Raw genomic sequence first — 24,027 nt, forward strand, 5'->3', positions numbered from 1 at the left:
ACTGTCCAGGGCCGCGTAACCTGCTTCGGAGGGGCGGCGAGGTCTGGACCGACGCCGCCGAACCATCGGCACCGGCATCACGCCCGGCACATCAATGCGCAGCCTGCCCGGCGAGAGGCTGGGCTGTGTGCGGGCAGGGGCAGCCCAGCGCCGCCGTCCGCCTCGCTTCGATGGTGAAGGGCCGGTCTACGTCAACCTCTTCCTCGACCAGACCGACCCGGATCTGTTCCCCGAGGTCGCGAGCGTGACACAGGGCCGATACCTGCCCGACGGCGGCGGCGGCTTCTACTTCGAACCTTTCAAGCCTCTCGGCCAGACCAGAGGGAGTTATGCGGATATCATTGAACGACTGGTCATGCTGCTCGACCCCGAAGGCCCGCGCGAGGTCGAGATCTTCGTCAGCTCGCTCTACGGCGCTCGGGATATCTGGTGGCGGCTGAGCGTCATCGCCGGGCCTGCTGACCAATGCCAGCCGCATGGAGATCCGCCAGGGCTTCGCCCCGGACGGGCGGATCAGGGCCCGCGCGCCACGCTGCAGGACCGCCGCCGCCAGCACCGCCCGAATGCGCCTGCGAATGCCCGGCGTCCGTCATGGCCAGGCCACGCGGCGCTTGACCGCGCGCCCTCTTCATCGCCATCATTCTTGCGTAGAACAAGAATGACTGAGGATACGTGTCGGCATCAGGCCACCGCCCTGCTTCGGACGCGCCGCGGACGCGGCGGCAGACCCGTGCGGCCATTCTCACCCGCCTGCTGGGCTCGGAGGGGCTACACCGCCCGCAACTGGCCGCCGCCTGCCGCCTGACCGAGGGCAGCATCTCCCGCATCCTGGCCGAGCTGCGGGCCGAGGGGCTGGTCGAGGAACCGCGCCGGCCCACCCCCTATCCCGGCGGGCCCTCCTCCATTGTTGTGCTGCACAAGGATGCGCGCGTCGCAGCGCTGGAATTCGCCAATGACCGGCTCGGCTTTGGCGTCGCCGCCCTCGACGGCACCGCCGACACCGCCACCCGCCTGCCCCTGCCCGCCGCCAGCCCGCCCGACGCCATCGCCGCCGCCACCGCCGAGGCCATCGGCAGCCTCGAGACCTGGTGCCGCCGCCAGGGCGTCACGCCGCGCCAGATCGCCGTCTCCCTGCCCGGCTATCGCGGCGCCGGGCGCAACCCGATCCTGCGCCTCGACGCCGCGGCGCTGGAACAGGCGCTGCGCCGGGCCTTCCCCGGCGTGCCCCTGGCGCTGTGCAACACCGTCACCGCCCAGGCCGCCATCCACCTGCATGGGCAGGGGGCCACGGCGGGGCGGCAGCTCTTCGTCTATCTCGGCCACGGCGTCGGCGCCGCCTGGGTCGAGCCCCTGGCCGACCCCGCGCGCCCCGACCCGCCGATCCGCCCCGTCGAGCTCGGCCATGTGGTGATCGACCCCGCCGGCCCGCTGTGCCGCTGCGGGCATCGCGGCTGCCTGGAGGCGCATGTCTCCACCGTGGCCCTGGCCGGGCTCGCCGGGGTGGCGGAGGCGGAGCTGCTCGCCGCCGGGCCGCGCTGGCCGCAGCTCATGCGCCCCACGCCGCGCCGCCGCGCCGGGCTGGAGCAGCTGCTGCGCGCCACCGGCATCGCGCTGGGCAATGCGCTGAACGCGGCCGGGCCGGCGCGGATCGTCGTCTGCGGCTGGCCCGCCACCCTCCCGGAGGCGCAGCGCGCGGCGCTGGAGGCGGGCGTGGAGTCGAGCCTCTTCGGCGGCCTCACGGAAAAGGTCGTCTTCCTGCCCCCCGTGGCCGGGCAGGAACCGGCCGCCACCCTTGCCTATGCGGCCCATGCGCTGGCCCATGCCGGCGGCCTGGGCCCGATCGAAGACGTGCCGGCGCGGCTGGCCGGCTGACCCCAGGGAGGATGACGAGGATGAAAAGATCAGGATGGTGGCTGGCGCTGCTGGCCGGCGTGGCGCTCGCCGGACCGGCCGCCGCCCAGGGCGGGCCGAGCGTGCTGCGGGTGAAGCCCTCTTCCGATGTCCGCACGGCCGACCCGCATCTCGGCTCGGACAGCATGGCCCGCAACCTCGGCTACATGGTTTTCGACACGCTCTTCGCCGTGGACGCCCAGCTGCGCGTCCGCCCGCAGATGGTCGAGAGCTTCGAGGCCGCCGAGGGCGGGCGCGTCTGGCGCTTCCGCCTGCGCGAGGGCTTGGTGTTCCATGACGGCACGCCCGTGACCTCGGCCGATGTCGTCGCCTCGCTGCGCCGCTGGGCGCAGAATGACGGGCTGGGCCAGCAGTTGATCGCCCGCGGCGGCGTCTTCACCGCGCCCTCGCCGCGCGACTTCACGCTGACCCTCAACGCCCCCTGGGGCATGGTGCTGGAGGTGCTGGGCAAGCCCGGCGCGCCCGTGCCCTTCATCATGCCCGAGCGCCTGGCGCAGACTCCCGCCAGCCAGGCCGTGCCCGAGCTGGTCGGCAGCGGGCCCTTCCGCTTCCTGCGCGAGGAATGGCGCGCCGGCGACCGCCTGGTCTTCGCCCGCCATGCCGGCTACCGCCCGCGCGCCGAGCCCGCCAGCGGCATGGCCGGCGGCAAGGTCGCGCAGTTCGAGCGTGTCGAATGGCGCATCCTGCCCGACCAGCAGATCGCGCTCGATGCGCTGCGCACCGGCCAGATCGACATCGCCGAGGACATCCCGGCGGACCTGCTGCCGGTGCTGCGGCGCGACCGCAACGTGGTGGTGGCCAACCAGGATGAGCTGGGCGTGGCGCAGCAGATCCGGCTGAACACCACCCAGCCGCCCTTCGACAATCCCCGCCTGCGCCGCGCCCTGCTCGAGGCCGTGGACGGGCGGGAGTTCCTCAACGCCGTGACCACCGATGCCAGCCAGGGGCGGGTGTGCAACAGCTGGTATGTCTGTTCCTCGCCCTGGTACACCGAAGCCGGCTGGCCGCGCCCGAACCTGGAGCGCGCCCGCCAGCTGGTGCGTGAGAGCGGCTATGACGGCACGCCCGCCGTGCTGCTCAACGCGGCCGAGAACACCAACATCAACGCCTTCACCCTGGTGGCCGACCAGCTGCTGCGCAGCATCGGCATCCGCACCGATGTGCAGGCGATGGACTGGGCCACGGTGGTCGCCCGCCGCCAGAGCCGCGAGCCGGTGGGCCGGGGCGGATGGAGCATCTTCATCTCCGGCCCCGGCGGCCTCGACATGATGGAGCCGGTCAGCCATCTCGGCCTGCGCTCCAATTGCGAGCGCGCCTGGTTCGGCTGGCCCTGCGACGCCGAGATCGAGCGCCTGCGCGCCCTGTTCGCCGATGCGCAGGATGAGGAGACGAAGCGCGACCTCGCCGGGCGCATCCAGGCCCGGGCGCTGGAGACGGTGCCCTATGTGCCGATCGGGGTGCAGTACCAGCTGCGTGCGCACCGCGCGAACCTCACCGGCCTGCTGAATCCGCCCGCGCCGGTCTACTGGAACGTCAGCCGGCGCTGATCCCCCGCATGGACAGGGGGGCGGCTTCGATCTGAAATGGAACGCGGCGCTGCCCCTCATCCGGGTGACGCCGCAACCCTCCCCTCAGGCCGGAGCCCGGAATGTCCATGGATGCGACGCGGCTGGTGAAGCGGATCGGCATGCTCGTGCCCTCGAGCAACACGGTGGCGGAGCCCGCCACCGCCGCCATGCTGGCGGGCGTGGCGGGGGTCAGCCTGCATGTCACGCGCTTTCGCGTCACGCGGCTGGATACCTCGGCGCAGGCGCTGGCGCAGTTCCAGGCGGAGCCGCTGCTCGCCGCGGCGGAGCTTCTGGCGGATGCGGCGATGGACAGCGTCTGCCTCAACGCCACGGCCTCCTGCTACACCGGCATCGACCATGACCGCGGCTTCGTCGCGGCGCTGGGCGCGCGCGGCATCGCGGGCGACACGGCGATGCTCGCGCTGCTCGATCTGCTGCGGGCGATGGGGGCCACGCGGATCGGCCTCGTCACGCCTTTCCTGGACGATGTGCAGGCGGCGACGATCCGCATCCTGGCCGAGGAAGGCATCACCGTGCTGGCCGAGCGCCACCTGAACGACCCGGGCAATTTCTCCTTCGCCCGCTTCGGCGAGGACCAGGTCACGGCCCTGACGCGCGAGGTCGCGGCGACGGCCGGGGTGCAGGCGGTGGCGATCATCTCCACCAATCTGCGCGGCGCGCGCCCGGCCGCGATCGTGGAGGCGGAGAGCGGCATTCCGGTGCTGGATACCTGCGCGACCGCGCTGTGGGGCGCGCTGCGCCGGGCGCGCGTGGCGCCCAGCCTCGTGAAAGGCTGGGGCCGCCTGTTCAGCATCGCGCCCTGAACGGGCGCGGCGCCCTCAGGGTTCCTGGCGGGGTTCCTGCACCGGCATGGGGATGGTCTCGGCCTCCCCTTCCGGATTGTGGCCCTGGCCATTGTGACCCTGGCCGTTCGCGGCGCCGTTGATCTCCTGCGCTTCGCCATTCGGCTCTGCGCCCTGGTCCTGCTGCTCCGGCCCACCCTGCCAGCGGCGCTGGTGCGGGTGCTGACCGCCGCCCTGCTGCTGCTGCGCCTGGTTCATGGCGTTGAGGATGCGGAAGTAATGCTCGGCGTGCTGGAAATAGCTCTCCGCCATCACGCGGTCGCCCGCGCCCGTGGCGTCGCGGCCGAGCTGGAGATACTTCTCGAAAAGCTGCTGCGCCGTGCCGCGCAGGCGCATGTCGGGGCCGTTGCTGTCGAAGACGTGGTTGCGGCTCATCGGCTGATGACCGCCGCCACCCCCGCCGCCGCCACCGCCACCCTGACGATACTGGCCGCCGCCACCGCCGCCGCCCTGCCGATACTGTCCGCCGCCACCGCCGCGGCCACGCATGCGCTTCATGTTCATCGAAATGGCGTTCACCGTGTCGAAAATCACGCCAACGGCCATGGCCAGAGGGCCAGGGTGGCAGGCGGGTCTGTCTCGTGTTTCGTCGCTGCGGCGGGCCAAGGGGGGCGCCCGATCCGAATCGGTCGGAGGCCGGCCACCATCCCGGCCCTGTGAGCGCGCCTTCAGGCGTGCCGTGCCGCGCGGCTAACCTAGTCCGCTGCCGGGCCGTCGCCAATCGGTTTTTTCACCACCAGCGCACGTTCCACGCCGTTGAGGTCGGCCCGGCAGCCCAGAACCGCCAGCCCGGCCCCCGCCATGAGGGCCGAAACCGCCGGGCGCTGCCCCTGGCCGAGTTCCAGCACCGCGATGCCGCCTTGCCGCAGCAGTGCGGGCAGTTGCGCGGCAAGGTGCCGATAGGCGTCGAGCCCATCCGTCCCGCCATCCAGCGCGCGGGCCGGTTCATGCCCCGCGACCTCGGGCATCAGCCCGGGGATATCGGCCGAGTCGATGTAGGGCGGGTTGGACAGCACCAGGTCGAAGCGCCCCGCCAGCGCCCCGGCCCAATCGCCGGCCAGGAAGGCCGCGCGCGCGCCGAGCCCGTTCCGGGCCGCATTCCCCCGCGCCAGGGCAGCGGCATCCGGGGCCAGATCCACCCCCACGCCGAAGGCGCGCGGGCGCTCCGCCAGCACCGCCAGCAGCAGGCAGCCCGTGCCGGTGCCCAGATCCAGCACCCGCAGGGGCGCATCGGGGTCCGGCAAGGCCGCCAGCGCGGCCTCCACCAGTGATTCGGAATCGGCGCGCGGGATCAGCGTGGCGGGCGAGACGGCAAGGTCGAGGGTCCAGAAGCCCTGCCGCCCGGTGATGTAGGCCAGCGGCTCGCGCGCCGCGCGCCGCGCCAGGGCGGCAAGGAAAGGGGCTGCCGCCACCGCCTCATGCCGCCGCGCCAGCAGGCCCGCGGCATCCAGGCCGAGCACATGGCCGAGCAGCAGCCGCGCTTCCGCCCGCGCCTCCTCGATCCCCGCCGCACGCAGCACCGCCGCCCCCTGGCAGAGCAGCTTGCCGATGCTGGCGCTCATGCCAAAGGCTCGATCCGGTGATGGGCGGACCGCGAAGCGGTCCGAGGCCGCGAATGCGGCCCGCGCCACGTGGCGCGCAAGCCAAGCGCCGGATGGCGCGCCGGCGATTGAGGACCAAAAAGCCATGCCAGCGGGTCGCTGCAGGCGGCCGCTGGCATCACTCGGCCTCGGCGGCGAGCCGCGCGGCCTCATCCTCCGCCACCAGCGCGTCGATGATCTCGTCGAACTCGCCCAGCATCACGCGGTCGATCTTGTGCAGCGTCAGGCCGATGCGGTGGTCGGTCACGCGCCCCTGCGGGAAGTTGTAGGTGCGGATGCGCTCGGAGCGATCACCCGTGCCGACCTGCCCCTTGCGGTCGGCGGCGCGGTCCTGGTCCAGCTTGGCGCGCTGCACGTCGTAGAGCCGGGCGCGCAGCACCTTCATCGCCTTGGCGCGGTTCTTGTGCTGGCTGCGCTCCTCCTGCATCGCCACCACCGTGCCGGTGGGGAGGTGGGTGATGCGCACGGCGCTGTCGGTCTTGTTCACATGCTGCCCGCCGGCGCCGCTGGCGCGGTAGGTGTCGATGCGCAGGTCGGATTCATTGATCTGCACATCCACCTCCTCGGCCTCGGCCATCACGGCGACGGTGACGGTGGAGGTATGGATGCGCCCCTGCGTCTCGGTCGCGGGCACGCGCTGCACGCGGTGCACGCCGGATTCGAATTTCAGCTTGGCGAAGACCCCGCGCCCCTCGATGGAGGCGCTCGCGCCCTTCACCCCGCCCAGCTCGCTCTCGTCATAGTCCAGGATCTCGAAGCGCCAGCCCTGCGCGGCGGCGTAGCGCTGGTAGGCGCCGAACAGCTCGGCGGCGAAGAGCGCGGCCTCATCGCCCCCTGCCGCGGGGCGGATCTCGAGGATGGCGCTGCGCTGGTCGGCGATGTCGCGCGGCAGCAGCATCAGGCGCAATTCGCGCTCGAGCACCGGCAGGCGGTCGCGCAGGGTGAAGTATTCCGGCTCGGCCAGTTCGCGCAGCTCGGGATCGCCGAGCATTGCCTCGGCCTCGTCGCGGGCGCGCTGCGTGGCCTGGTATTCCGTGACCTTGGCGACCAGCGGCTCGAGGTCCGACAATTCCTTCGACAGCGCGCCGATCTCCGCCCCGCTCGCGCTGTTGAGCAGGTGGCGGATTTCGGCCGCGCGGTTCAGCAACCGGTCGAGCTTGCCCGAGATGCTCATGCCGACAGGCGCTGGATCGCCTCCGCCAGCGCCACGCTCTCCTGCGTCCCGGCATCGAGGTCGCGCAGGTTCACCACGCCAGCGGCGACCTCGCTCTCGCCCAGGATCAGCGCGGCGCGCGCGCCGAGCTTGTTGGCGCGCTCCATGCGGCGCTTGAGGTTGCCCTTGTAGCCGATCTCGGCCGTGACACCGGCGCGGCGCAGCGCCTGCAGCAGCGCGAGGGCCGCCGCTTCCTGCGCCTCGCTGACCGGGATCACCGCGACGGGGCGCGGCGCGGCGGGGCTTTGCGCGAGCAGCATGGCCAGGCGCTCCATCCCCGCCGCCCAGCCGACGCAGGGCGTGGCGGGGCCGCCCATCTCCTCGACCAGCCCGTCATAGCGCCCGCCGGCCATCACCGTGCCCTGCGCGCCGAGGCGGTCCGTCACGAACTCGAAGGCCGTGTGGCTGTAGTAGTCGAGCCCGCGCACGATGCGCGGATTGTGCCGGGTCGGCACGCCGAGCGTTTCGAGATGCTTCAGCACGGCCGCGAAGAAGGCCGCGGCTTCGGGGGTGAGGTGCGGCTCGATGGTCGGCGCGGTGGCGACGATGCGGCGGTCACCCTCATCCTTGCTGTCGAGGATGCGCATCGGGTTCTTCTCGAGCCGCAGCAGGCTGTCCGCGCTGAGTTGCGCGCGGTGCGCCTCGAAATGCGCGACCAGGGCGGCGCGGTAGCTGTCGCGGCTGGCGGCGTCGCCCAGCGTGTTGATCTCGAGCACCACGCCTTCGTCGATGCCCAGCGCCTGGATGATGTGCCAGCCGGTGGCGATGACCTCGGCATCGGCGAGGGGTTCGGCCGCGCCCAGCACCTCGCAGCCGATCTGGTGGAACTGCCGGTAGCGGCCCTTCTGCGGGCGCTCATAGCGGAACATCGGGCCGGCGTAGAACACCTTGCGCGGCAGGTTCGACTGGGTGAGGCCGTTGGAGACCAGGGCGCGGCAGACGCCCGCCGTGTTCTCGGGCCGCAGCGTCAGGGAGTCCCCGCCGCGATCGGTGAAGGAATACATCTCCTTCGCCACCACGTCGGAGGTCTCGCCCAGGCTGCGGGCGAAGACGCGGGTTTCCTCGAAGATCGGGGTCGCCCATTCCTCGAAGCCGTAGAGGCCGGCGACGCGGCGCGCGGTCTCGGCCACATGGTGATGGCGCCGGAAATCCTCGCCGATCAGGTCTCTGGTGCCGCGAACGGGCTGCATGGGGCTCGACATGCGTGGCGCGTATCGCGCGGCGGCGGCGGCGGCAAGGGGGCGGCGCGCCGCCCCCTCCTTCTCCCCTGGCGGGGCCTGGTTCAGGCGATCACGACAAGATCGGTACCCGCCAGGAAGGGCGAGCCGGAGAGGGCCACGAGCACGTCGCGCCCCCCTGCCGCTTCGCCATTCGTGTCGAACCACAGGCGGCCCGTATCGCTCTCGTAGATGAACTGCGCCTGCATGCCCACCGCCAGGGCATCCGGATCGGCACGGAAGCGGCCCAGGCTGGCGAGGTTCGCGCCGGGGGCGACGCTGCCGCCGAAGAAGCCGCTGGCGGAAATCAGGATCCGGTCCTGGCCGGGCTGGAACTCGCCGACGAGATCCCCGGCATCGGCCATGCTGGCGAAGGCGAAGCTGTCCGCACCGCCGCCCCCGCTCAGGCGGTCGGCACCCGCCCCGCCCCAGAGCGTGTCATTGCCGGCGGCACCCAGCAGCGAATCCGCGCCATCGCCGCCTTCGAGCAGGTCATCGCCGCCATTGCCGACGATCCGGTCATCGCCCCCCAGGCCGCGCAGCACATTCGCATTGTCGTTGCCATCGAGGTTGTTGGCGCTGCTGTTGCCCGTGGCGTCGATCGGCGCCGCACCGCGCAGGAAGACCATCTCGATGCTGTCGCCCTCCCGCTGGACGATGCTGATCAGCGCCATGGTCGTGTCGAAGCCCTCATCCGCGAGTTCCTCGATCAGGTCATTGGTCGCTTCGTAGAAGTAGATGTCGTCGCCGGCGCCGCCGCGCAGCGTGTCGGCGCCCGCCGTGCCGCGCAGCTGGTCGTTGCCCTCGCCACCCAGCAGCAGGTCCTCCCCCGCGCCGCCCGAGAGGCTGTCCGCGCCATCGCCGCCCTCGAGCGTGTCGTTGCCAGCGCCACCGCCGAGCGTGTCGTCGCCCTCCATCCCGCGCAGGAGGTTGGCGCCAGTGTTGCCGGCGAAGCGGTTGGCCTCGCTGTTGCCGGTGCCGTCGATGGCCTCCGAGCCGGTCATGATCGCCGCCTCGATCCCGCCATCCTCGGTCAGCACGACGGTGAAGGGGGTGCGGATCGTGTCGAAACCCTCATCGGCGAGTTCCAGCACGGTGTCGCCCTCATCCTCGATGACGTAGAGGTCGTCGCCCAGCCCACCCGCCATGCTGTCGGCCCCGCGGCCGCCATTGAGGATGTCGTCGTCCTCGCCGCCGATCAGCGTGTCGTTGCCGCCGCGCCCGCTGAGGAAATCCGCCCCGTTCAGGCCCATGATGGTGTCGGCGCCGCTGGTGCCGATCAGGTTGTCGGCGCCGGCCGTACCCGTGATGGTGTTGTCGCGCACATCGGTGACGGTGATGGCCACCGGCGCGCTGCCCACCAGGCCGCTCGGCGTGCTGGCGAAGACGGTGATGTTGTAGATGTTGTCCGCCCCGACATCGCCCGGCGTCTCGAAATCAGGCGAGGAGACGAAGCTGACGGCACCGGTGATGCTGTCGATGCCGAAGCGCGCCGCATCCACGCCGCCCAGCAGCCAGGTCATCGGCTCGCCGGTTTCCGCGAAGGCGCGGGCCTGATAGGCGACACCAAGCCCGTTCTCGGCGAAGCGCGCGGTGGCGGGCGAGGTGACGACAGGACCGTCGGGCGCGTTGGTGACCGTGACCGACAGCGCCTGGCTGCCGGTGAGCGCGCCATCCGAGGCGTTGATGACCAGTTCATAGACGCCGTTGCGGTCGGCATCCGAGGGTCTTTCGAAATCCGCGCCCGCGCGGAAACGCAGCTGGCCGTTGACCAGCGTGAACAGCGCGGCGTCTGCCCCACCCAGGGAGAAGGTGATGGGATCGCGGTCGTCATCGGTCGCGGTGGCGACGTAGATCAGGCCGGTGAAGTTCTCCGCCACCTCGGCCGTGTCGCCGGAGGTGACAACCGGTGCGTCGGGCGCGTTGACGATGCGCAGGCGCACCGCCTGCGCCGCGGAAAAATCCGCATCGGCGGCGGTGACGATGAATTCGTAGTAGTTGTCGCCGTCAGAATCCGACGGTCGCTCGAAATCCGCCGGATCGAGGAAGCTGACCGCGCCGGTCAGGCTGTCGATGGCGAAGAGTGCGGCATCGGTGCCGCTGATCGACCAGGCCAGCGTGTCGCCATCCTCATCGGTGGCGGTGTAGACGGCGCCCGCCGCATTCTCGGCCACGGTGAGCGCAGCGCGGGAGGTATTGACCGGCGCCTCGTTCAGATTGGTGAGGGTGACGCTGATCTCCTCGCTGTCGGAGAAGCCGCCATCGGAAGTGACGGTCAGCGTGAAGCGATAGACCCCATCGCCATCGGCATCGTTCGGGGCCTCGAAATTCGGGCGCTCGTTGAAGAAGATGTTGAAGTTGCGATCCATGGAGAAGCGCGCGGCATCCGTGCCATCGATCGACCAGGCCAGGGAATTGGCGTCGCGCCCATCGGCGCGCGGCTGGTAGGCAAGCCGGCCGGTGAAGGGAATGAGGCTGCGGAATTCCTCCACCTCGACATCGAGGGCCGAGATGATCTCGGGCGGGAATTCATTGATGTTCTGCACGATGATCTGCGCCGTGGCGGTATGGCTGACGCCGGCGGTCGCGGTGAAGGTCAGCTCATAGGTATTGTTGCCGCCGCTGCTCCCCGGCGCCTCGAAATCCGGCGCGTCGCGGAAGCGGACATTGCCATTCGCATCCATGACGAAAAGCGCCGCATCGGCGCCGCCCATCACCAGGCTCGGCGTGCCCAGCGTGCCGTCGGGGCTGCGCGCACCGACGCTGAGGATCACCCCGGTGCTGTTCTCGCTCGGCCGCGGGTTGAAGGCGTAGCTCGCCCGCGCGTTGAAGTCGTCATAGACGATGACGAGGTTGCCGCTGCCGCTCGTGTCGAGGAAGATCGGCAGCGGCTCATAGAGGTCGGTGACGCCGATGATGAGCTGCGCGACGGCCGTGCCCTCGACCGTGCTCTCCGTGCCGTAGTCCAGGCTGACCGTGACGTCGTAGCGATTATCCCCCTCCATATCGAGCGGGGTCTCGAAATCCGGGGCGTCGATGAAGCGCACCACCACCGCCCCGCCGACGATCTCCGCCTCGAAGAGCGCGGCATCGGCGCCCGAGAGGACCGGGGCATAGGCGAAGCTGCCTGTCTCGGCCGGCACGAGTTCGACCACCGCATGGGTGGCGTTCTCGTTGAAGCGCAGGATCGCGCGCGGGTTGAAGCCGGCGAAGGTGGAAGCTGGCAGGCTGGCGGACATCGGCGGGCTCTCTCGGAACCGGGGGGGGGCACCCCGTGTTGGGGAGGGTCGACGCACGGGTCTGCGGCCGGGGGCGCCCCAGAATCACGCGTTCGTGAGCGAAATATGCACAAGCCGAAGGGCCTGCGCAAATCCGCGCCAATGCCTAAAAAATGAGCAAATAAATCACGGGAGGACCGATCCGCCCCGGGGGGGATCGGCCGGGCTGGCGGCCTATTCCGCCGCCGCGCGCGCCTCGGCGGCCGCCTGCGCCGCCTTCTCGGCCGCCATCTCGGCCGCCTTCTTCTCCACCAGGGAGACGATGTGCTCCACCATCTCCTCGGTCCGGATGGTGTGGCTCTGCTTGCCCGCGCCGTAGATCATGTGCGTGCCGGCGCCGCCGCCCGTCAGCCCGATATCGGTCATCAGCGCCTCGCCCGGGCCGTTCACCACGCAGCCGATGATGGACAGGCTGATCGGCTGGGTGATGTGCGAGAGCCGCTCCTCCAGCTTTTCCACCGTGCGGATCACGTCGAAGCCCTGCCGCGCGCAGGAGGGGCAGGAGATCACCTTCACCCCACGATGGCGCAGATGCAGCGACTTCAGGATGTCCCAGCCCACCGAGACCTCCTCCTCCGGCTCGGCGGAGAGGGAGACGCGCAGCGTATCGCCGATGCCGGCCCAGAGCAGCGAGCCCAGGCCGATCGCCGACTTCACCGTCCCCGCGCGCCGCCCGCCGGCCTCGGTGATGCCGATATGCAGCGGGTGGTCGCAGGCCTCCGCCAATTGCTGATAGGCCGCGACGGCGAGGAAGACGTCAGAGGCCTTCACGCTGATCTTGAAGGCGTCGAATCCCTCATCCAGCAGATGGGCGGCGTGCCAGAGGGCGGATTCGACCAGCGCCTCGGGGTTGGGCTCGCCGTATTTCTCCAGCAGGTGCTTCTCGAGCGAGCCCGCATTCACACCGATGCGGATCGAGCAGCCATGGTCGCGCGCGGCCTTCACGACCTCCTTCACGCGCTCCTTCGAGCCGATATTGCCCGGGTTGATGCGCAGGCAGGCGGCGCCCGCCTCGGCGGCCTCGATGGCGCGCTTGTAGTGGAAATGCACATCCGCCACGACCGGCACATTCACCTCGCGCACGATCTCGTGCAGCGCGGCCGTGGCTTCCTCGGTGGGCACGGAGACACGCACGATGTCCACCCCGGCAAGCTCCGCGCGGCGGATCTGCGCGATGGTCGCCGCCGCATCCTCGGTCGGCGTGTTGGTCATGGTCTGGACGGAGATCGGCGCGTCGCCGCCCACCAGCACCTTGCCCACCCGGATCTGGCGGGAGCGGCGGCGGAGGATCTGCTGGTAGGGCCGGTAGGACATGCGCTTCCCGTTCGCTTTGGCGTTGCGCCGGGAGAATAGGCGTTCCGGCGCGCCTATCCCAGGGGGGACAAGCGTGGGGAAGAGCCGCGGTTCAGTTCGCCCGCGGCGCGACCGCGGCGGTGGGCGCCTGGCGCAGGCGATCGGGGTCGAGCGCCACGTTGCGGCGCACGCCGACCAGCCCGTTCAGCACCGGGGAGGGCTGGCCATCGACCAGGATCTCCAGCCCATCCGCCTTGCCGGTATCGAGCAGCAGGCCCTCCCGCAGGGGGGCGGGCCAGGCCTCGCCCGGGCGCAATACGCGGTTGACCAGGGATTGGCCGTTGCGGGGGTCGCGCACCTGCACCCAGGCGCCATCGGGGCTGCTGGCGCGGGCACGCAGCACCACGCGCGTGCCCTCGGGCAGGCCGGGGATGGCGGCGGCGGGCGGGGCGGGCGGCGCGGCGGCGGGGGGCGGCGCGGCCGGCACGGTCGCCGCCTGGGCGGCGGTATTGGCGGCCGGCACGGGCGGGACAGGCGTGGGCGGCGGCGTGGCGCCGAGCCCGCCCGGCGGCGGCAGCGCGGCCAGCGGCAGGCTGCCCGGAGTCGCCGTCCCCTCACGCGTGGGCATCTGGCTGCGGCCCTGCTCCACCGCGGCCTCGAGGCGCGGCGGCACGGGCGGCACCACATCGACGGTGCGGTTCCCCGCCCCCGACCAGTTATACCAGGCGACATAGGCGCCGATCGCGATCACCGCGCCCACGGCCACCACCGCGCCGGCCGGCATGCCGCGCTCGGGCACCGGCTCGGGGAAGACGAGCTTGGTCTTGCGCGTCACCGCGGCGCCGGAGAGGTCGCGGAAGCGGCGCACCATGTCATCGGCATCGAGGCCGAGGCCCGTGGCATAGGCGCGCACGAAGCCCACGGCATAGGCGGCACCGGGCAGGTCGCGGATGCGCCCTTCCTCCAGCGCCTCCAGATAGGGGCGGCGGATGCGCAGCTGGGTCGCCATCTCCTCGATCGACAGACCGAGGGCGATGCGCGCGTCGCGCAGCTCCTCCCCCACGCGGGCAGCTTCACTGCCGCTGGGGTCGGCGGGGCGGGGGATGCGTTTCAGGTCATTGGGCACGGAGAGACACCTAGCGCGCGGCCCGGGGCGCCGCAAACCGAATCATACGCGGGCGCGATGCTGTCATCGACCCGCCACCAAGGCGGCTCAAGCCCGGCGCGCGGCCAGGGCGGCCGCGGCCTGGGTGATCAACTCCTGGACGATCTCGGCGGCGGGCTGTTCGCGCGTCACCATGCCGACACTCTGCCCGGCCATCAGCGAGCCGTTCTCGACATCGCCCTCGATCACCGCGCGGCGCAGGGCGCCGGCCCAGAAATGCTCGATCTCGAGCTGGGCGGCGCCCTTCTCGACCTCACCGGCCAGGAAGCGCCGGATCACCGCCGCCTGATGCTCCAGGAAGCGCTTGGTGCCGGCATTCTGCAGCGCACGCACCGGGATCACCGGGAAGCGATCATCGAGCTGCACGGTCGGCAGCGCGTCGCGCGCCGCCCCGCGGATGAAGGCCTTCTTGAAGTTCGGATGCGCGATGCTCTCGCTGGCGCAGACGAAGCGCGTGCCGAGCTGCGCGCCGGCCGCGCCCATCTCCAGATAGGAGAGAATCGCCTCGCCCCGCCCGAGCCCGCCGGCGACGAAGACCGGCACCTCATGCACGAAGGGCAGGATCTCCTGCGCCAGCACGGTGAGCGAGACGGGGCCGATATGCCCGCCGGCCTCCGCGCCCTCGATCACCAGCGCATCGGCGCCCGAACGCACCAGCTTCTTGGCCAGCGCGAGCGCCGGGGCGAAGCAGACCACCTTGGCCCCGCCATCCTTCGCCGCCTTGATGGCGGAACCGGGCGGGATGCCGCCGGCGAAGACGATATGCGTCACCTTCGCCGCCAGGCAGACCTGCACCAGCTCATCGAGCCGCGGATGCATGGTGATCAGGTTCACGCCGAAGGGCTTGTTCGTCAGCGCCTGGGTGGCCGCGATTTCCTCGGCCAGGCGCGGCGGTTCCATCGCCCCGCAGGCGATGACGCCGAAGGCGCCGGCATTGGACAGAGCCGCAACCAGATTGCGCTCGCTGACCCAGGACATCGCGCCGCCCATCAGCGCGTAGCGCGTGCCGAAGAAGGCCGCGCCGCGCGCCATCAGCGCGTCGAGCGCGGCGAAGGCTTCCGGCGGCGGCGGGGTGGGGGTGGGGAGCGCATCCATGGGCGTCAGCCTTCCGCCCGGCGCGCGGGCTCCGGCCCATCCAGGCCATAGGCGGTGTGCAGCGCGCGCACCGCGAGTTCCGTGTAGTCGGCCGCGACCAGGACGCTCACCTTGATCTCGCTGGTCGAGATCACCTGGATGTTGATGCCCTTGGCCGAGAGCGTCTTGAACATGGTCGCCGCCACACCCGCATGGGTGCGCATGCCGATGCCAACCACGCTGATCTTGGCCACGTCCGGGTCGGCGATCAGCGCCTCGTAGCCGATGGCGGCGGCCTGTTCCTCCAGCACGGCGCGGGCGCGCGGCAGGTCGGCGCGGCCGAGCGTGAAGGTCATGTCCGTGCTGCCATCGGCGCCGATGTTCTGCACGATCATGTCCACGTTCACATTCGCGGCCGAGAGCGGCCCGAAGACCGAGGCGGCGATGCCCGGCCGGTCCGGCACGCGGCGGAGCGTGAGCTTCGCCTCGTCGCGCGAATAGGCGATGCCGGAGACGATGGGCTGTTCCACGATTTCGTCCTCATCAACGACCAGGGAGCCTGGCTTGTCCTCGAAGCTGGAGAGCACCTGCACGCGAACCCGCTGCTTCATGGCGAGCTCGACCGAGCGCGTCTGCAACACCTTGGCGCCCACCGAGGCCAGTTCCAGCATTTCCTCGTAGGAAATCTTCTCGAGCTTGCGCGCACGCGGCACGATCCGCGGGTCGGTGGTGTAGACGCCGTCCACGTCGGTGTAGATGTCGCAGCGATCGGCCTTCACGGCGGCCGCGATGGCCACGGCCGAGAGGTCCGATCCGCCCCGGCCCAGGGTGGTGACGCGGTTGTCGGGGCCGATGCCCTGGAAGCCGGCGACCACGGGCACCTGGCCCATCTTCATCCGTTCGATCAGCGCCGCGCCCTCGATCGACTCGACGCGCGCCTTGCCATGCGCGTTGTCGGTGCGGATCGGCACCTGCCAGCCCTGCCAGGACCGCGCATCGACGCCGATGGTCTGCAGCGCGATGGCGAGCAGGCCGATCGTCACCTGCTCGCCGGTCGCGACCACCGTGTCGTATTCGCGCGCGTCATGCAGCGGCGAGAGGTCCTGGCACCATTTCACGAGCTGGTTGGTGACCCCCGACATGGCGGAGACCACCACGGCCACTTCATGGCCGGCCTCCACCTCGCGCTTCACGCGGGCGGCGACATTGCGGATACGGTCGAGATCGGCGACGGAGGTGCCGCCGAACTTCATCACGATACGGGCCATGGTCGGAATTCGGGGCCTTGCGCTGAGGAATGCGGGGCGCGCGGTTGCGGGCGGCGCTCGGGCGGTCACATAACGGGGGCGCGCGCCGCGGGCAACCGGGCAGGTTTCGGGGGAATGGGCATGGCAGGCACGGCGGTCGAGGCGGAAATCCGGAAATTCGGCGCGCTCGCCATCCGCTGGTGGGACCCGGACGGCCCGATGCGCCCGCTGCACCGCATGAATCCGCTGCGCACGCGCTGGATCGCCACCCGCCTGGCCCGCGCCCATGGCCGGACGGGGACGGACCTTTCGGGCCTCACCCTGCTTGATGTCGGTTGCGGCGCCGGCCTGGCCAGCGAGGCCTTTGCCCGGTTCGGCGCCACCGTGACCGGGCTGGACGCGGCAGGCGAGGCGCTGGCGGCGGCGCGGGAGCATGCGGCGGCCGGCGGGCTCGCCATCACCTATGTCGAGGGCGGGCCCGAGACCCTGCTCGCCGCCGGCCAGCGCTTCGATGCGGTGGTGGCGCTGGAGGTGATCGAGCATGTCGAGGACCGCGCCACCTTCTGCGACGCGCTGGCGCGGCTCGCGAAGCCCGGCGCGCCGGTCTTCCTCTCCACGCTGAACCGCACCGCGCGCTCCTTCCTCATGGCCAAGCTCGGCGCGGAATACCTGCTGCGGCTGCTGCCCGTGGGCACGCATGACTGGCGCATGTTCGTCACCCCGGGCGAGTTGGGCGCGGCGCTGAAGGGCGCGGGGCTGCGGATCACCGATCTGGCGGGGATGAGCATGGACCCGCTCTCGGGCAGCTGGCGGGAGAGCCGCGACCTCGGCGTGAACTACCTGGCGATGGCGCGGGGCTGACCCCCTTGCCCTTCAGGACCTAGAACATATACTGAACATGACGAGGGACAATCGTCATGGACATCGCGCAGAAACTGGAAATCCTGGCCGACGCGGCGAAGTACGACGCCTCCTGCGCCTCCTCCGGCACCACCCGGCGCAACAGCCTCAAGGGGGGCCTGGGCAGCACCGAGGGCAGCGGCATCTGCCACGCCTACACGCCCGACGGGCGCTGCATCTCGCTGCTCAAGATCCTGCTGACCAATGCCTGCGTCTTCGACTGCGCCTATTGCGTGAACCGCGCCACCTCCAACACGCCGCGCGCCCGCTTCACGGTGCGCGAGGTGGTGGACCTCACCCTCGCCTTCTACAAGCGCAACGCGATCGAGGGGCTGTTCCTCTCCTCGGGCATCATCCGCTCGCCCGACTACACGATGGAGCAGCTGGTGCTGGCGGCCCGCACGCTGCGGGAGGCGCATGGCTTCAAGGGCTACATCCACCTCAAGACCATTCCCGACGCCGCGCCCGACTTGCTGGAAGAGGCCGGGCGCCATGCCGACCGGCTCTCGATCAACCATGAGCTGCCCCAGGCGGCGAGCCTCGCGAAGCTGGCGCCGGAGAAGGACCTGCCGCGCATCCGCGAGGCCATGGCGGGGCTGCATGACCGCATCGCCGAGGCCCGCGACGCGCAGAAGACCGCGCGCCGCGCCCGCCCGCCGCGCTTCGCCCCGGCCGGGCAATCCACCCAGATGATCGTCGGCGCCGATGCGGCGGATGACGGCGTGATCCTCGGCACCGCGACCGAACTCTACGCCGCGCACCGGATGCGGCGCGTCTATTACTCGGCCTATTCGCCGATCCCCGAGGCCTCGCGCCTGCTGCCCCCCGCCGCCCCGCCCCTGCTGCGCGAGCACCGGCTCTACCAGGCGGATTGGCTGCTGCGCTTCTACGGCTTCTCCCATGCCGAGATCATGGCCGGCGGCCAGGGCGGCATGCTGGACCTCGAGCTCGACCCCAAGACCGCCTGGGCGCTCCAGCACCGCGCGCATTTCCCGGTGAACCTGAACACCGCGCCGAAGGAGATGCTGCTGCGCGTCCCCGGCCTGGGGGCCAAGACCGTCGCGCGCCTGCTCGCGGCCCGCCGCCACGCCGCGATCCGCACCGATGACCTCGCAAGGCTGCGCCTGCCGCTCGCGAAAATCCTGCCCTTCGTGGTGCTGCCCGACCACCGCCCGCGGCTGCTCGATGCCGCCGGGCTGCGCCGGCTGATCCTGCCCGGCACCGCCTTCGCCAGCGCGGCGAGGCCGATGCAGATGAGCCTGTTCTGATGGCGGTCGCCATCGCCCTGCCCGGCCCGGCGGATTTCACCGCCTGGCGGGAGGCCGCACGCCGCCTGCTCGCCGCCGGCGTCCCGCCCGAGCATGCCGAATGGCACCTGGAAGGCGAGGCCGCGAGCCTCTTCGCCGAGCCGCTCCCCGCACCGACCGCGGCCCCCAAGGCCAGCGTCCCGCGCGCCTTCCTCGCCCTGGCAGAGGTCGCGATCCGCCACCGAGATCCAGAACGCTTCGCCCTGCTCTACGGCCTGCTCTGGCGGCTGGTGCACGAGACACAAGCGCTGATGCGCCACGCCACCGACCCCGCCGTGCTGCGCGCCGAGGCCATGGCCAAGGCGGTGCGCCGCGACGCGCACAAGATGCACGCCTTCCTGCGCTTCCGTGAGGTCGCCACGCCCGAGGGGCCGCATCACCTCGCCTGGTTCGAGCCCGACCATCACATCGAGCGCGCCGAGGCCGGCTTCTTCGTCCGCCGCTTCGCGGCACTCCGCTGGACCATCGTCACCCCGCGCGTGACCAGCCATTGGGACGGCACGTCGCTCCGCTTCGCCCCCGGCGGCCAGCGCGCCGACCTGCCGCCGGATGACGCCACGGCGGCGCTCTGGGACACCTATTTCGCCGCCATCTTCAACCCCGCCCGGCTCAAGCCCGGGGCGATGCGCGCCGAGATGCCGAAGAAATACTGGCGCAACCTGCCCGAGGCCGCGGCGATCCCGCGCCTGATGGCGGAAGCCCCGGCGCGCGTCGCCGCCATGGTGGCGCGCGGCGGCACCGCCCCCAACCCGCGCCCGCAGCAGCCCCGGCACCTCACGCCGCCACCGGCGCCATCACCTCGTCGATGAAAGCCAGGGCGGCGTCGATATGCGCCGGCCAGCCGGGCATCTCCCAGGCGGCGAGGCGCTTCATCTGCGCCGCCCGGCGCGGGCTTTCCGGCGCGGCATAGGCCTGCACGGCCTCCTGCCAGGCGGGCACGTCGAGCGGGTCGAGGTAGTCCGGCACCGGCCCGCCGATCTCGCGATGCGCGGCGATGTCGCTGGCCAGCACAGGCACGCCCGCCGCCAGGGCCTCGGCCACCGGCAGGCCGAACCCCTCGACGAAGGAGGGCATGAGCAGCGCCCGCGCCCCGGCCATCAGCCCGGCCACCATGCCGTCCGAGACCAGCCCCGTCTCCAGCACATGGGCGCGCAGCCGGGCGCAGCGGTCGAGCATGTCGAGCACCTGCTCATTGTCCCAGCCGCGCTGGCCGACGATGACAAGGCGCGGCACCGGCAGCTGCGCGGCCCCGGCCTGCTCCACCATCTGGCGCCACAGATGCAGCAGCATCAGGTGGTTCTTGCGCGGCTCGATCGTGCCCAGGCAGAGGAAATAGGGCGCGCCCGCGGCCAGCACGCCCGGCAGCGGCGCGGCGCGGCGCGGCATCACTCCCAGCGGCACGGGCTGCACCGGCAGCCCCGGGGGCAGGTGCGGCGCCAGCGCGCGCGCCGTCGCGACCGAATTCGTCAGCACCGCGGTCGCCAGCCCCGCGACAGTCGCCAGGCGCCGATGGTGCCGCGCCGTCTCGGCCGGGGCGACGTATTCGGGATAGTCGATCGGGATCAGGTCATGCACCAGCGGCACGAAGGCCGCGCCGGTGCGCGCCAGCATGCGCGCCAGCGCGCCGGTATGCGCCAGCGGATGGTGTGACACGTTGAGATAGACCGGCCTTGGCCTGCCCGGCGCCCAGCGCGGCAGGCCCCGCAGGTGCAGCAGGCTGCCGGCCAGCAGCGCCAGGGCGCGCAAGGAGAGCCGGCCGAGCGTGCCGGCCTCCCAGGCCGGGCCAACCGCACGGACCAGCGCGGCCATGCGCGCCCGCGGCAGGAAGCCGAAGCCGCCGCGATAGTCGAAGGCGACGAAATGCAGCCGCGGCCCGGCCTCCGCCAGCAGGTGCTGGGCATAGGCGAGTTCCACGCGGTCGATGCCAGTCAGGGTGCCGCGATGCACCCGCCACAGCAGGCGGGAGACGTCGAGCCAGACCGGCCCGGACGGCGCCTCGGCCCAGCCGGGCGGTGTGGTCGGGCCGGGGCGGGGCGCCTCCGGCGCGCGGAGCAGCAGGCCGGCCTCGCTCATGGAACAGAGGCAGCCCTGCCCGCTGCCGCCCACCATCCTGGATTGCGCATGCAGACCTCCACACCCGACGATCCTGTGCGGGCGGCAACACACCACCTTAAGTTGTATAATTTTACGTTAACGACAATCTTAAGGTTTCTTTTAGGAGATTGATGCGCTATATCCGCAGCGCCCCGGTGGCCGCGTCTCGCTTTTCTGTCCCGTCGATCAGGCGAAGGGACAAGGCGGGGCGCCGCAGGCCTGGGGGGCGAGTGAGCGAGAGAGGCCAGGATGGCGATGCGAAGCTCGGGTGGTTTTGGAACAAATATCGATCAAAGCCAGAGCAAACCGCGATTGGCGATCGTCAGCACCTATGATGAGCTCTGCGGCATCGCCGGCTATACCCGTGCGCTCGAGGCGCAACTCGCGCCCTTCCTGCAGGTCGAGGTGCTGGATCTCGACCAATACCTGCTGCGCAGCCCGCACCCGCGCGTGCAGCGCCTGGCGGATCGGCATATCCAGGAAATGGCGGAACGTCTCCGCGAATTCGACAGTGTGAACATCCAACTTGAACACGGGACGCTCGGGCGGACCCATGCGCAGATCCTGCGCCGCTTCCGCCGCCTCGCCCGCGCCGCCCCCGCGCTCTCGGTCACCTTCCACACCATCCTCGATGAAACGGTGAACCCCGCCACCCAGATCCTCCAGACCGCGCTGCGGCTGAGACTGGGCACGGCGGCCGCCATGGTGGCCGAGAACCTGCGTAGCACCCGCCTCTCGCGCGGCATCTATCGGCTGCTGGCGCGCGAACAATGGCGCAAGCCGGTCAGCGTCATCGCCCATACGCGGCGCGACATGCGCCTGCTGCGCGACGTGCACCGCATCGCCGAGGCGCATCACCACCCCTTGACCTTCATCGCCGCCGACCGGGCGCGCGCGATCCGCACCCGCGCCAGCCGCGCGGATTTTCCCCTGCTGCGCCGCCTGCCGGCGGACGCCAAGCTGATCGGCACCTTCGGCTTCCTCTCCCCCTACAAGGGATTCGAGACGGCGCTGGAAGCACTGCGCTACCTGCCGGAGGACCACCATCTGCTGGTCTTCGGCGGCATCCACCCCCAGGCAATCGCCCGGCACCAGACGGTCGATCCCTACATCGCCCGGCTGCTGGAGCGGGGGCATATCGGCCAGAGCGTGCTCGACACGCTGCGCGGTGGGGGCGGCGCCACCAGCCTCGCCCTCGACGCCGCCGCCGCCGCCCTGCTCGAGCGCCACCCGCGAGACATGCACGACCGGGTGCATTTCATGGGCGTGCTGGACGACGCGCAATTCGCCACCGCCATGGCGATCTGCGACGTGGTGGTGATGCCCTATCTCGAGGTCGGGCAATCCAGCAGCGGGCCGCTGGCCATGGCGGTGGACATGGGCTGCCGTGTCATCGCCTCGCGCACCCGCGCCTTCCTGCAATTCGCCCGCTACCACCCGGGGCGCGTCGAATTCTTCGACATCGGCAATTTCGCGGAACTCGCCCGGCGGATCGAGGCCGGCCCCCCCGCCCCGCCTGCCCTGCCCAGCGCCTTCGATACCGCCTCCAACGCCGCCCTCTATCTGCGCGTCAGCCAGGCCGGCCGACGCGGCGCCCCGCCCCCCCTCGCGTCGGAGACCGCCGCCGACCGCGCGCTGGTCGAGGCCTGACCATGCCGCCCGACGCGCCGGACCAGCGCCTCGCCGCCATCGCAGACGCCCTGGCCGCGGGGGAGCGCGCGCGCGCGGCCGCCCTGTTCGAGGCCTGGCCCGCGCCGCCGCCGGGTCATGCGCTGCTCGCGGGGCTGCTGGTGGGGCGCACCGCCGATCTGCCCGCCCTGGCCGCGGCCGCCGATGCCCCGGGGCTCGCCGCGGCACTCGGCGCGCTGGGCCTGCCGGTCGGGGGGGCGGGGCCCGACATCGTCGCCGCGCTGCGCCAGGCCGCGGCACTGCCGGGGGCGGAGCAGGCGCGCGTGCATTTCGCCTCGCTGGTCCTCGTCGCCGGCCGGCACGCCCTGGCCGAGGCCTTGCTGCTGCCCTTCTGGCGCGGCGCGCAGACAAGCCCGATGCTCGCCCGCGCCCTGTCCGGCACCTGGATGCTGCTTGGCCGCGACGCCGCCGCCCTGGAGGCCGCGCGCATCGCCGCCGAGGCGCTGCCCGTGCAGCCCGAGCCGCAGGCCCACCTCGCGGGGCTGCTGCTGCGCGCCGGCCAGCCCGGCCCGGCGCTGCTCGCCGCCGGCCGCGCGCTCGGCGCGGACCCGGGCGCGCATGACGCCTGGCGCCTCGCTTCCGCCGCCTATCTCGAGCTCGGCCAGACCGCCGAGGCGATCGCCGCCGCGAACCGCGCTGCCCGGCTCTCGGCCGATCACGCCGCCCATGCCGAGCAGGTGCGCGTGGCCCATGCGGCGGAACTCGGCGAGCGCCCTGGCATCGGTCCCGCCAGCCCCGCCCCCCTGCCCGCGCCGATCCGCCGCACCGCCCCGCCCGGCTGGGCCGTGCCACAGCCCCACACCCTGCTGCCGCCCCGCCTCGCTTTGCGGGCCGCCCTGGCGGCGCGGCTGCGCGTCATCGACGCGCTGGTGCTGCGGGAGACGCGGACGATGTTCAGCGCCAGCCGGCTCGGCTACGCTTGGGCGCTGGTCGAGCCGCTCTCGCATGTGCTGCTGCTGAGCGCCGTCTTCCTCTTCCTCGGCCATGACAGCCAGCCGCCGGTCGGCGAGACGATGCTGACCTTCTACATGACCGGCGTGCTGGCCTTCCTGTTCTTCGCGCATCTCACCGAGCGCGCGATGGACCTGCCGGCCGCGAACCGGCCGCTGCTGCAGGTGCCCGCCCTTGGCCTGTTCGACATCTTCGGCGCCAAGGCCGTGCTGTCGGCCACCACCGACCTCGTCGTCGCCGCCGTCACCTTCGCCTTCCTGATCGCCATCGGCGTGGGCGAGGTGCCGCACGACCCGGCCAGCATGATCGCCTGCTATGCCGTGCTCTTCCTGCTCTCCTGCGGCGTGGCCTGCTGCAACCTGGTCGTCTCCGCGCACAGCTCGGCCTGGGAGAAGCTGTGGCCGAGCTTCCTGCGCATCCAGTATTTCACCTGCGGCGTCTTCTACCACCCGCTCGACATGCCCGAGGACATCCGGGCGCTGATCCTGCTGAACCCGCTGGTGCATGTCACCGAATGGATGCGGCAAGCCTATTTCCACAGCTATGAGAGCCCCTTCCTCGATGTGGCCTACCTGCTGCGCTGGACCATCGGCGCGCTGATCCTGGGCAGCCTGCTCTTCGCCGCCTCGGCCCGGCAGCTGCGGCGAATGGCCTGA

19 protein-coding genes are annotated in these 24,027 nt (G+C 71.5%); 8 read left to right on the forward strand and 11 right to left on the reverse strand.

Annotated features, from left to right (window positions below; all coding sequences use genetic code 11):
- Positions 1–91 precede the first annotated feature (91 nt).
- Positions 92–556: a hypothetical protein gene (locus AC2D9U_RS21415; protein ID WP_484752844.1), complete on the reverse strand. Its 465-nt coding sequence runs from the start codon at positions 554–556 to the stop codon at positions 92–94.
- 116 nt (positions 557–672) lie between these two features.
- Between AC2D9U_RS21415 and AC2D9U_RS21420 the strand changes: the two genes are divergently transcribed.
- The 3 genes from AC2D9U_RS21420 (at position 673) to AC2D9U_RS21430 (ending at position 4,303) form a co-directional block, all read left to right on the forward strand.
- Complete coding sequence (locus tag AC2D9U_RS21420; protein WP_484752847.1) at positions 673–1,872, forward strand: ROK family transcriptional regulator; 1,200 nt, start codon at positions 673–675, stop codon at positions 1,870–1,872.
- Positions 1,873–1,892: 20 nt separating this feature from the next.
- Positions 1,893–3,458, forward strand: coding sequence for an ABC transporter substrate-binding protein (locus tag AC2D9U_RS21425; RefSeq protein ID WP_484752850.1), 1,566 nt, complete (start codon positions 1,893–1,895; stop codon positions 3,456–3,458).
- Positions 3,459–3,559: 101 nt separating this feature from the next.
- Complete coding sequence (locus AC2D9U_RS21430) at positions 3,560–4,303, forward strand: maleate cis-trans isomerase family protein (RefSeq protein ID WP_484752852.1); 744 nt, start codon at positions 3,560–3,562, stop codon at positions 4,301–4,303.
- Between the two features lie 15 nt (positions 4,304–4,318).
- Here the strand turns inward: AC2D9U_RS21430 and AC2D9U_RS21435 are convergent, their stop codons facing one another.
- The 9 genes from AC2D9U_RS21435 to AC2D9U_RS21475 form a co-directional block, all read right to left on the reverse strand.
- Positions 4,319–4,876: a DUF4167 domain-containing protein gene (locus AC2D9U_RS21435; protein WP_484752854.1), complete on the reverse strand. Its 558-nt coding sequence runs from the start codon at positions 4,874–4,876 to the stop codon at positions 4,319–4,321.
- Between the two features lie 161 nt (positions 4,877–5,037).
- A complete protein-coding gene (gene prmC, locus AC2D9U_RS21440) occupies positions 5,038–5,904 on the reverse strand; it encodes a peptide chain release factor N(5)-glutamine methyltransferase (RefSeq protein WP_484752856.1) in 867 nt (288 codons plus the stop codon).
- A gap of 157 nt (positions 5,905–6,061) precedes the next feature.
- A complete protein-coding gene (prfA, locus tag AC2D9U_RS21445) occupies positions 6,062–7,117 on the reverse strand; it encodes a peptide chain release factor 1 (protein ID WP_484752858.1) in 1,056 nt (351 codons plus the stop codon).
- Entirely contained in the window at positions 7,114–8,346 is a 1,233-nt protein-coding gene (hisS, locus tag AC2D9U_RS21450; RefSeq protein ID WP_484752860.1) for a histidine--tRNA ligase, read from the reverse strand. Before hisS ends, prfA begins: the two co-directional genes overlap by 4 nt.
- 92 nt (positions 8,347–8,438) lie before the next feature.
- The gene (locus AC2D9U_RS21455) at positions 8,439–11,612 is read right to left on the reverse strand and encodes a calcium-binding protein (RefSeq protein WP_484752863.1); all 3,174 of its coding nucleotides are present in this window, start codon (positions 11,610–11,612) and stop codon (positions 8,439–8,441) included.
- 213 nt (positions 11,613–11,825) lie between these two features.
- Positions 11,826–12,965, reverse strand: coding sequence for a flavodoxin-dependent (E)-4-hydroxy-3-methylbut-2-enyl-diphosphate synthase (ispG, locus tag AC2D9U_RS21460; protein ID WP_484752865.1), 1,140 nt, complete (start codon positions 12,963–12,965; stop codon positions 11,826–11,828).
- Positions 12,966–13,056: 91 nt separating this feature from the next.
- A complete protein-coding gene (locus AC2D9U_RS21465) occupies positions 13,057–14,070 on the reverse strand; it encodes a helix-turn-helix domain-containing protein (RefSeq protein ID WP_484752867.1) in 1,014 nt (337 codons plus the stop codon).
- A gap of 87 nt (positions 14,071–14,157) precedes the next feature.
- A complete protein-coding gene (locus AC2D9U_RS21470) occupies positions 14,158–15,204 on the reverse strand; it encodes an NAD(P)H-dependent flavin oxidoreductase (RefSeq protein WP_484752870.1) in 1,047 nt (348 codons plus the stop codon).
- Between the two features lie 5 nt (positions 15,205–15,209).
- The gene (locus AC2D9U_RS21475) at positions 15,210–16,451 is read right to left on the reverse strand and encodes an aspartate kinase (RefSeq protein WP_484752874.1); all 1,242 of its coding nucleotides are present in this window, start codon (positions 16,449–16,451) and stop codon (positions 15,210–15,212) included.
- A 120-nt stretch (positions 16,452–16,571) separates the two neighbouring features.
- On the opposite strand from AC2D9U_RS21475, the gene ubiG reads away from it, so the two are divergent.
- Genes ubiG through AC2D9U_RS21490 form a run of 3 tightly spaced genes read left to right on the forward strand, consistent with a single transcriptional unit; the run spans position 16,572 to position 19,446 of the window.
- Entirely contained in the window at positions 16,572–17,291 is a 720-nt protein-coding gene (ubiG, locus tag AC2D9U_RS21480; RefSeq protein ID WP_484752879.1) for a bifunctional 2-polyprenyl-6-hydroxyphenol methylase/3-demethylubiquinol 3-O-methyltransferase UbiG, read from the forward strand.
- 50 nt (positions 17,292–17,341) lie between these two features.
- A complete protein-coding gene (locus AC2D9U_RS21485; RefSeq protein WP_484753115.1) occupies positions 17,342–18,598 on the forward strand; it encodes a putative DNA modification/repair radical SAM protein in 1,257 nt (418 codons plus the stop codon).
- Positions 18,598–19,446, forward strand: coding sequence for a TIGR03915 family putative DNA repair protein (locus AC2D9U_RS21490; RefSeq protein WP_484752882.1), 849 nt, complete (start codon positions 18,598–18,600; stop codon positions 19,444–19,446). Before AC2D9U_RS21485 ends, AC2D9U_RS21490 begins: the two co-directional genes overlap by 1 nt.
- On the opposite strand, the gene AC2D9U_RS21495 is transcribed toward AC2D9U_RS21490, so the two are convergent.
- On the reverse strand, positions 19,412–20,710 hold the full coding sequence (locus AC2D9U_RS21495; RefSeq protein ID WP_484752886.1) for a glycosyltransferase family 4 protein: 1,299 nt from the start codon (positions 20,708–20,710) through the stop codon (positions 19,412–19,414). The two genes, AC2D9U_RS21490 and AC2D9U_RS21495, sit on opposite strands and share 35 nt — an antisense overlap.
- A gap of 333 nt (positions 20,711–21,043) precedes the next feature.
- Here AC2D9U_RS21495 and AC2D9U_RS21500 point away from each other — a divergent pair, with 333 nt between their 5' ends.
- Together AC2D9U_RS21500 and AC2D9U_RS21505 are read left to right on the forward strand one after the other, a co-directional pair.
- The gene (locus AC2D9U_RS21500; RefSeq protein ID WP_484752891.1) at positions 21,044–22,381 is read left to right on the forward strand and encodes a glycosyltransferase family protein; all 1,338 of its coding nucleotides are present in this window, start codon (positions 21,044–21,046) and stop codon (positions 22,379–22,381) included.
- A 2-nt stretch (positions 22,382–22,383) separates the two neighbouring features.
- Entirely contained in the window at positions 22,384–24,027 is a 1,644-nt protein-coding gene (locus AC2D9U_RS21505; protein WP_484752895.1) for an ABC transporter permease, read from the forward strand.

The sequence above is a fragment of the Roseomonas sp. TF40 genome, from assembly GCF_057219975.1.

Bases quoted from the DNA above. Each gene is read 5' to 3' on its own strand.
- ispG (WP_484752865.1), bottom strand. From the start codon at position 12,965: ATGTCCTACCGGCCCTACCAGCAGATCCTCCGCCGCCGCTCCCGCCAG.
- AC2D9U_RS21430 (WP_484752852.1), top strand. From the start codon at position 3,560: ATGTCCATGGATGCGACGCGGCTGGTGAAGCGGATCGGCATGCTCGTG.
- AC2D9U_RS21425 (WP_484752850.1), top strand. From the start codon at position 1,893: ATGAAAAGATCAGGATGGTGGCTGGCGCTGCTGGCCGGCGTGGCGCTC.
- AC2D9U_RS21505 (WP_484752895.1), top strand. From the start codon at position 22,384: ATGCCGCCCGACGCGCCGGACCAGCGCCTCGCCGCCATCGCAGACGCC.
- AC2D9U_RS21475 (WP_484752874.1), bottom strand. From the start codon at position 16,451: ATGGCCCGTATCGTGATGAAGTTCGGCGGCACCTCCGTCGCCGATCTC.
- AC2D9U_RS21490 (WP_484752882.1), top strand. From the start codon at position 18,598: ATGGCGGTCGCCATCGCCCTGCCCGGCCCGGCGGATTTCACCGCCTGG.
- hisS (WP_484752860.1), bottom strand. From the start codon at position 8,346: ATGCAGCCCGTTCGCGGCACCAGAGACCTGATCGGCGAGGATTTCCGG.
- AC2D9U_RS21495 (WP_484752886.1), bottom strand. From the start codon at position 20,710: ATGAGCGAGGCCGGCCTGCTGCTCCGCGCGCCGGAGGCGCCCCGCCCC.
- AC2D9U_RS21470 (WP_484752870.1), bottom strand. From the start codon at position 15,204: ATGGATGCGCTCCCCACCCCCACCCCGCCGCCGCCGGAAGCCTTCGCC.
- AC2D9U_RS21455 (WP_484752863.1), bottom strand. From the start codon at position 11,612: ATGTCCGCCAGCCTGCCAGCTTCCACCTTCGCCGGCTTCAACCCGCGC.
- ubiG (WP_484752879.1), top strand. From the start codon at position 16,572: ATGGCAGGCACGGCGGTCGAGGCGGAAATCCGGAAATTCGGCGCGCTC.
- prmC (WP_484752856.1), bottom strand. From the start codon at position 5,904: ATGAGCGCCAGCATCGGCAAGCTGCTCTGCCAGGGGGCGGCGGTGCTG.
- prfA (WP_484752858.1), bottom strand. From the start codon at position 7,117: ATGAGCATCTCGGGCAAGCTCGACCGGTTGCTGAACCGCGCGGCCGAA.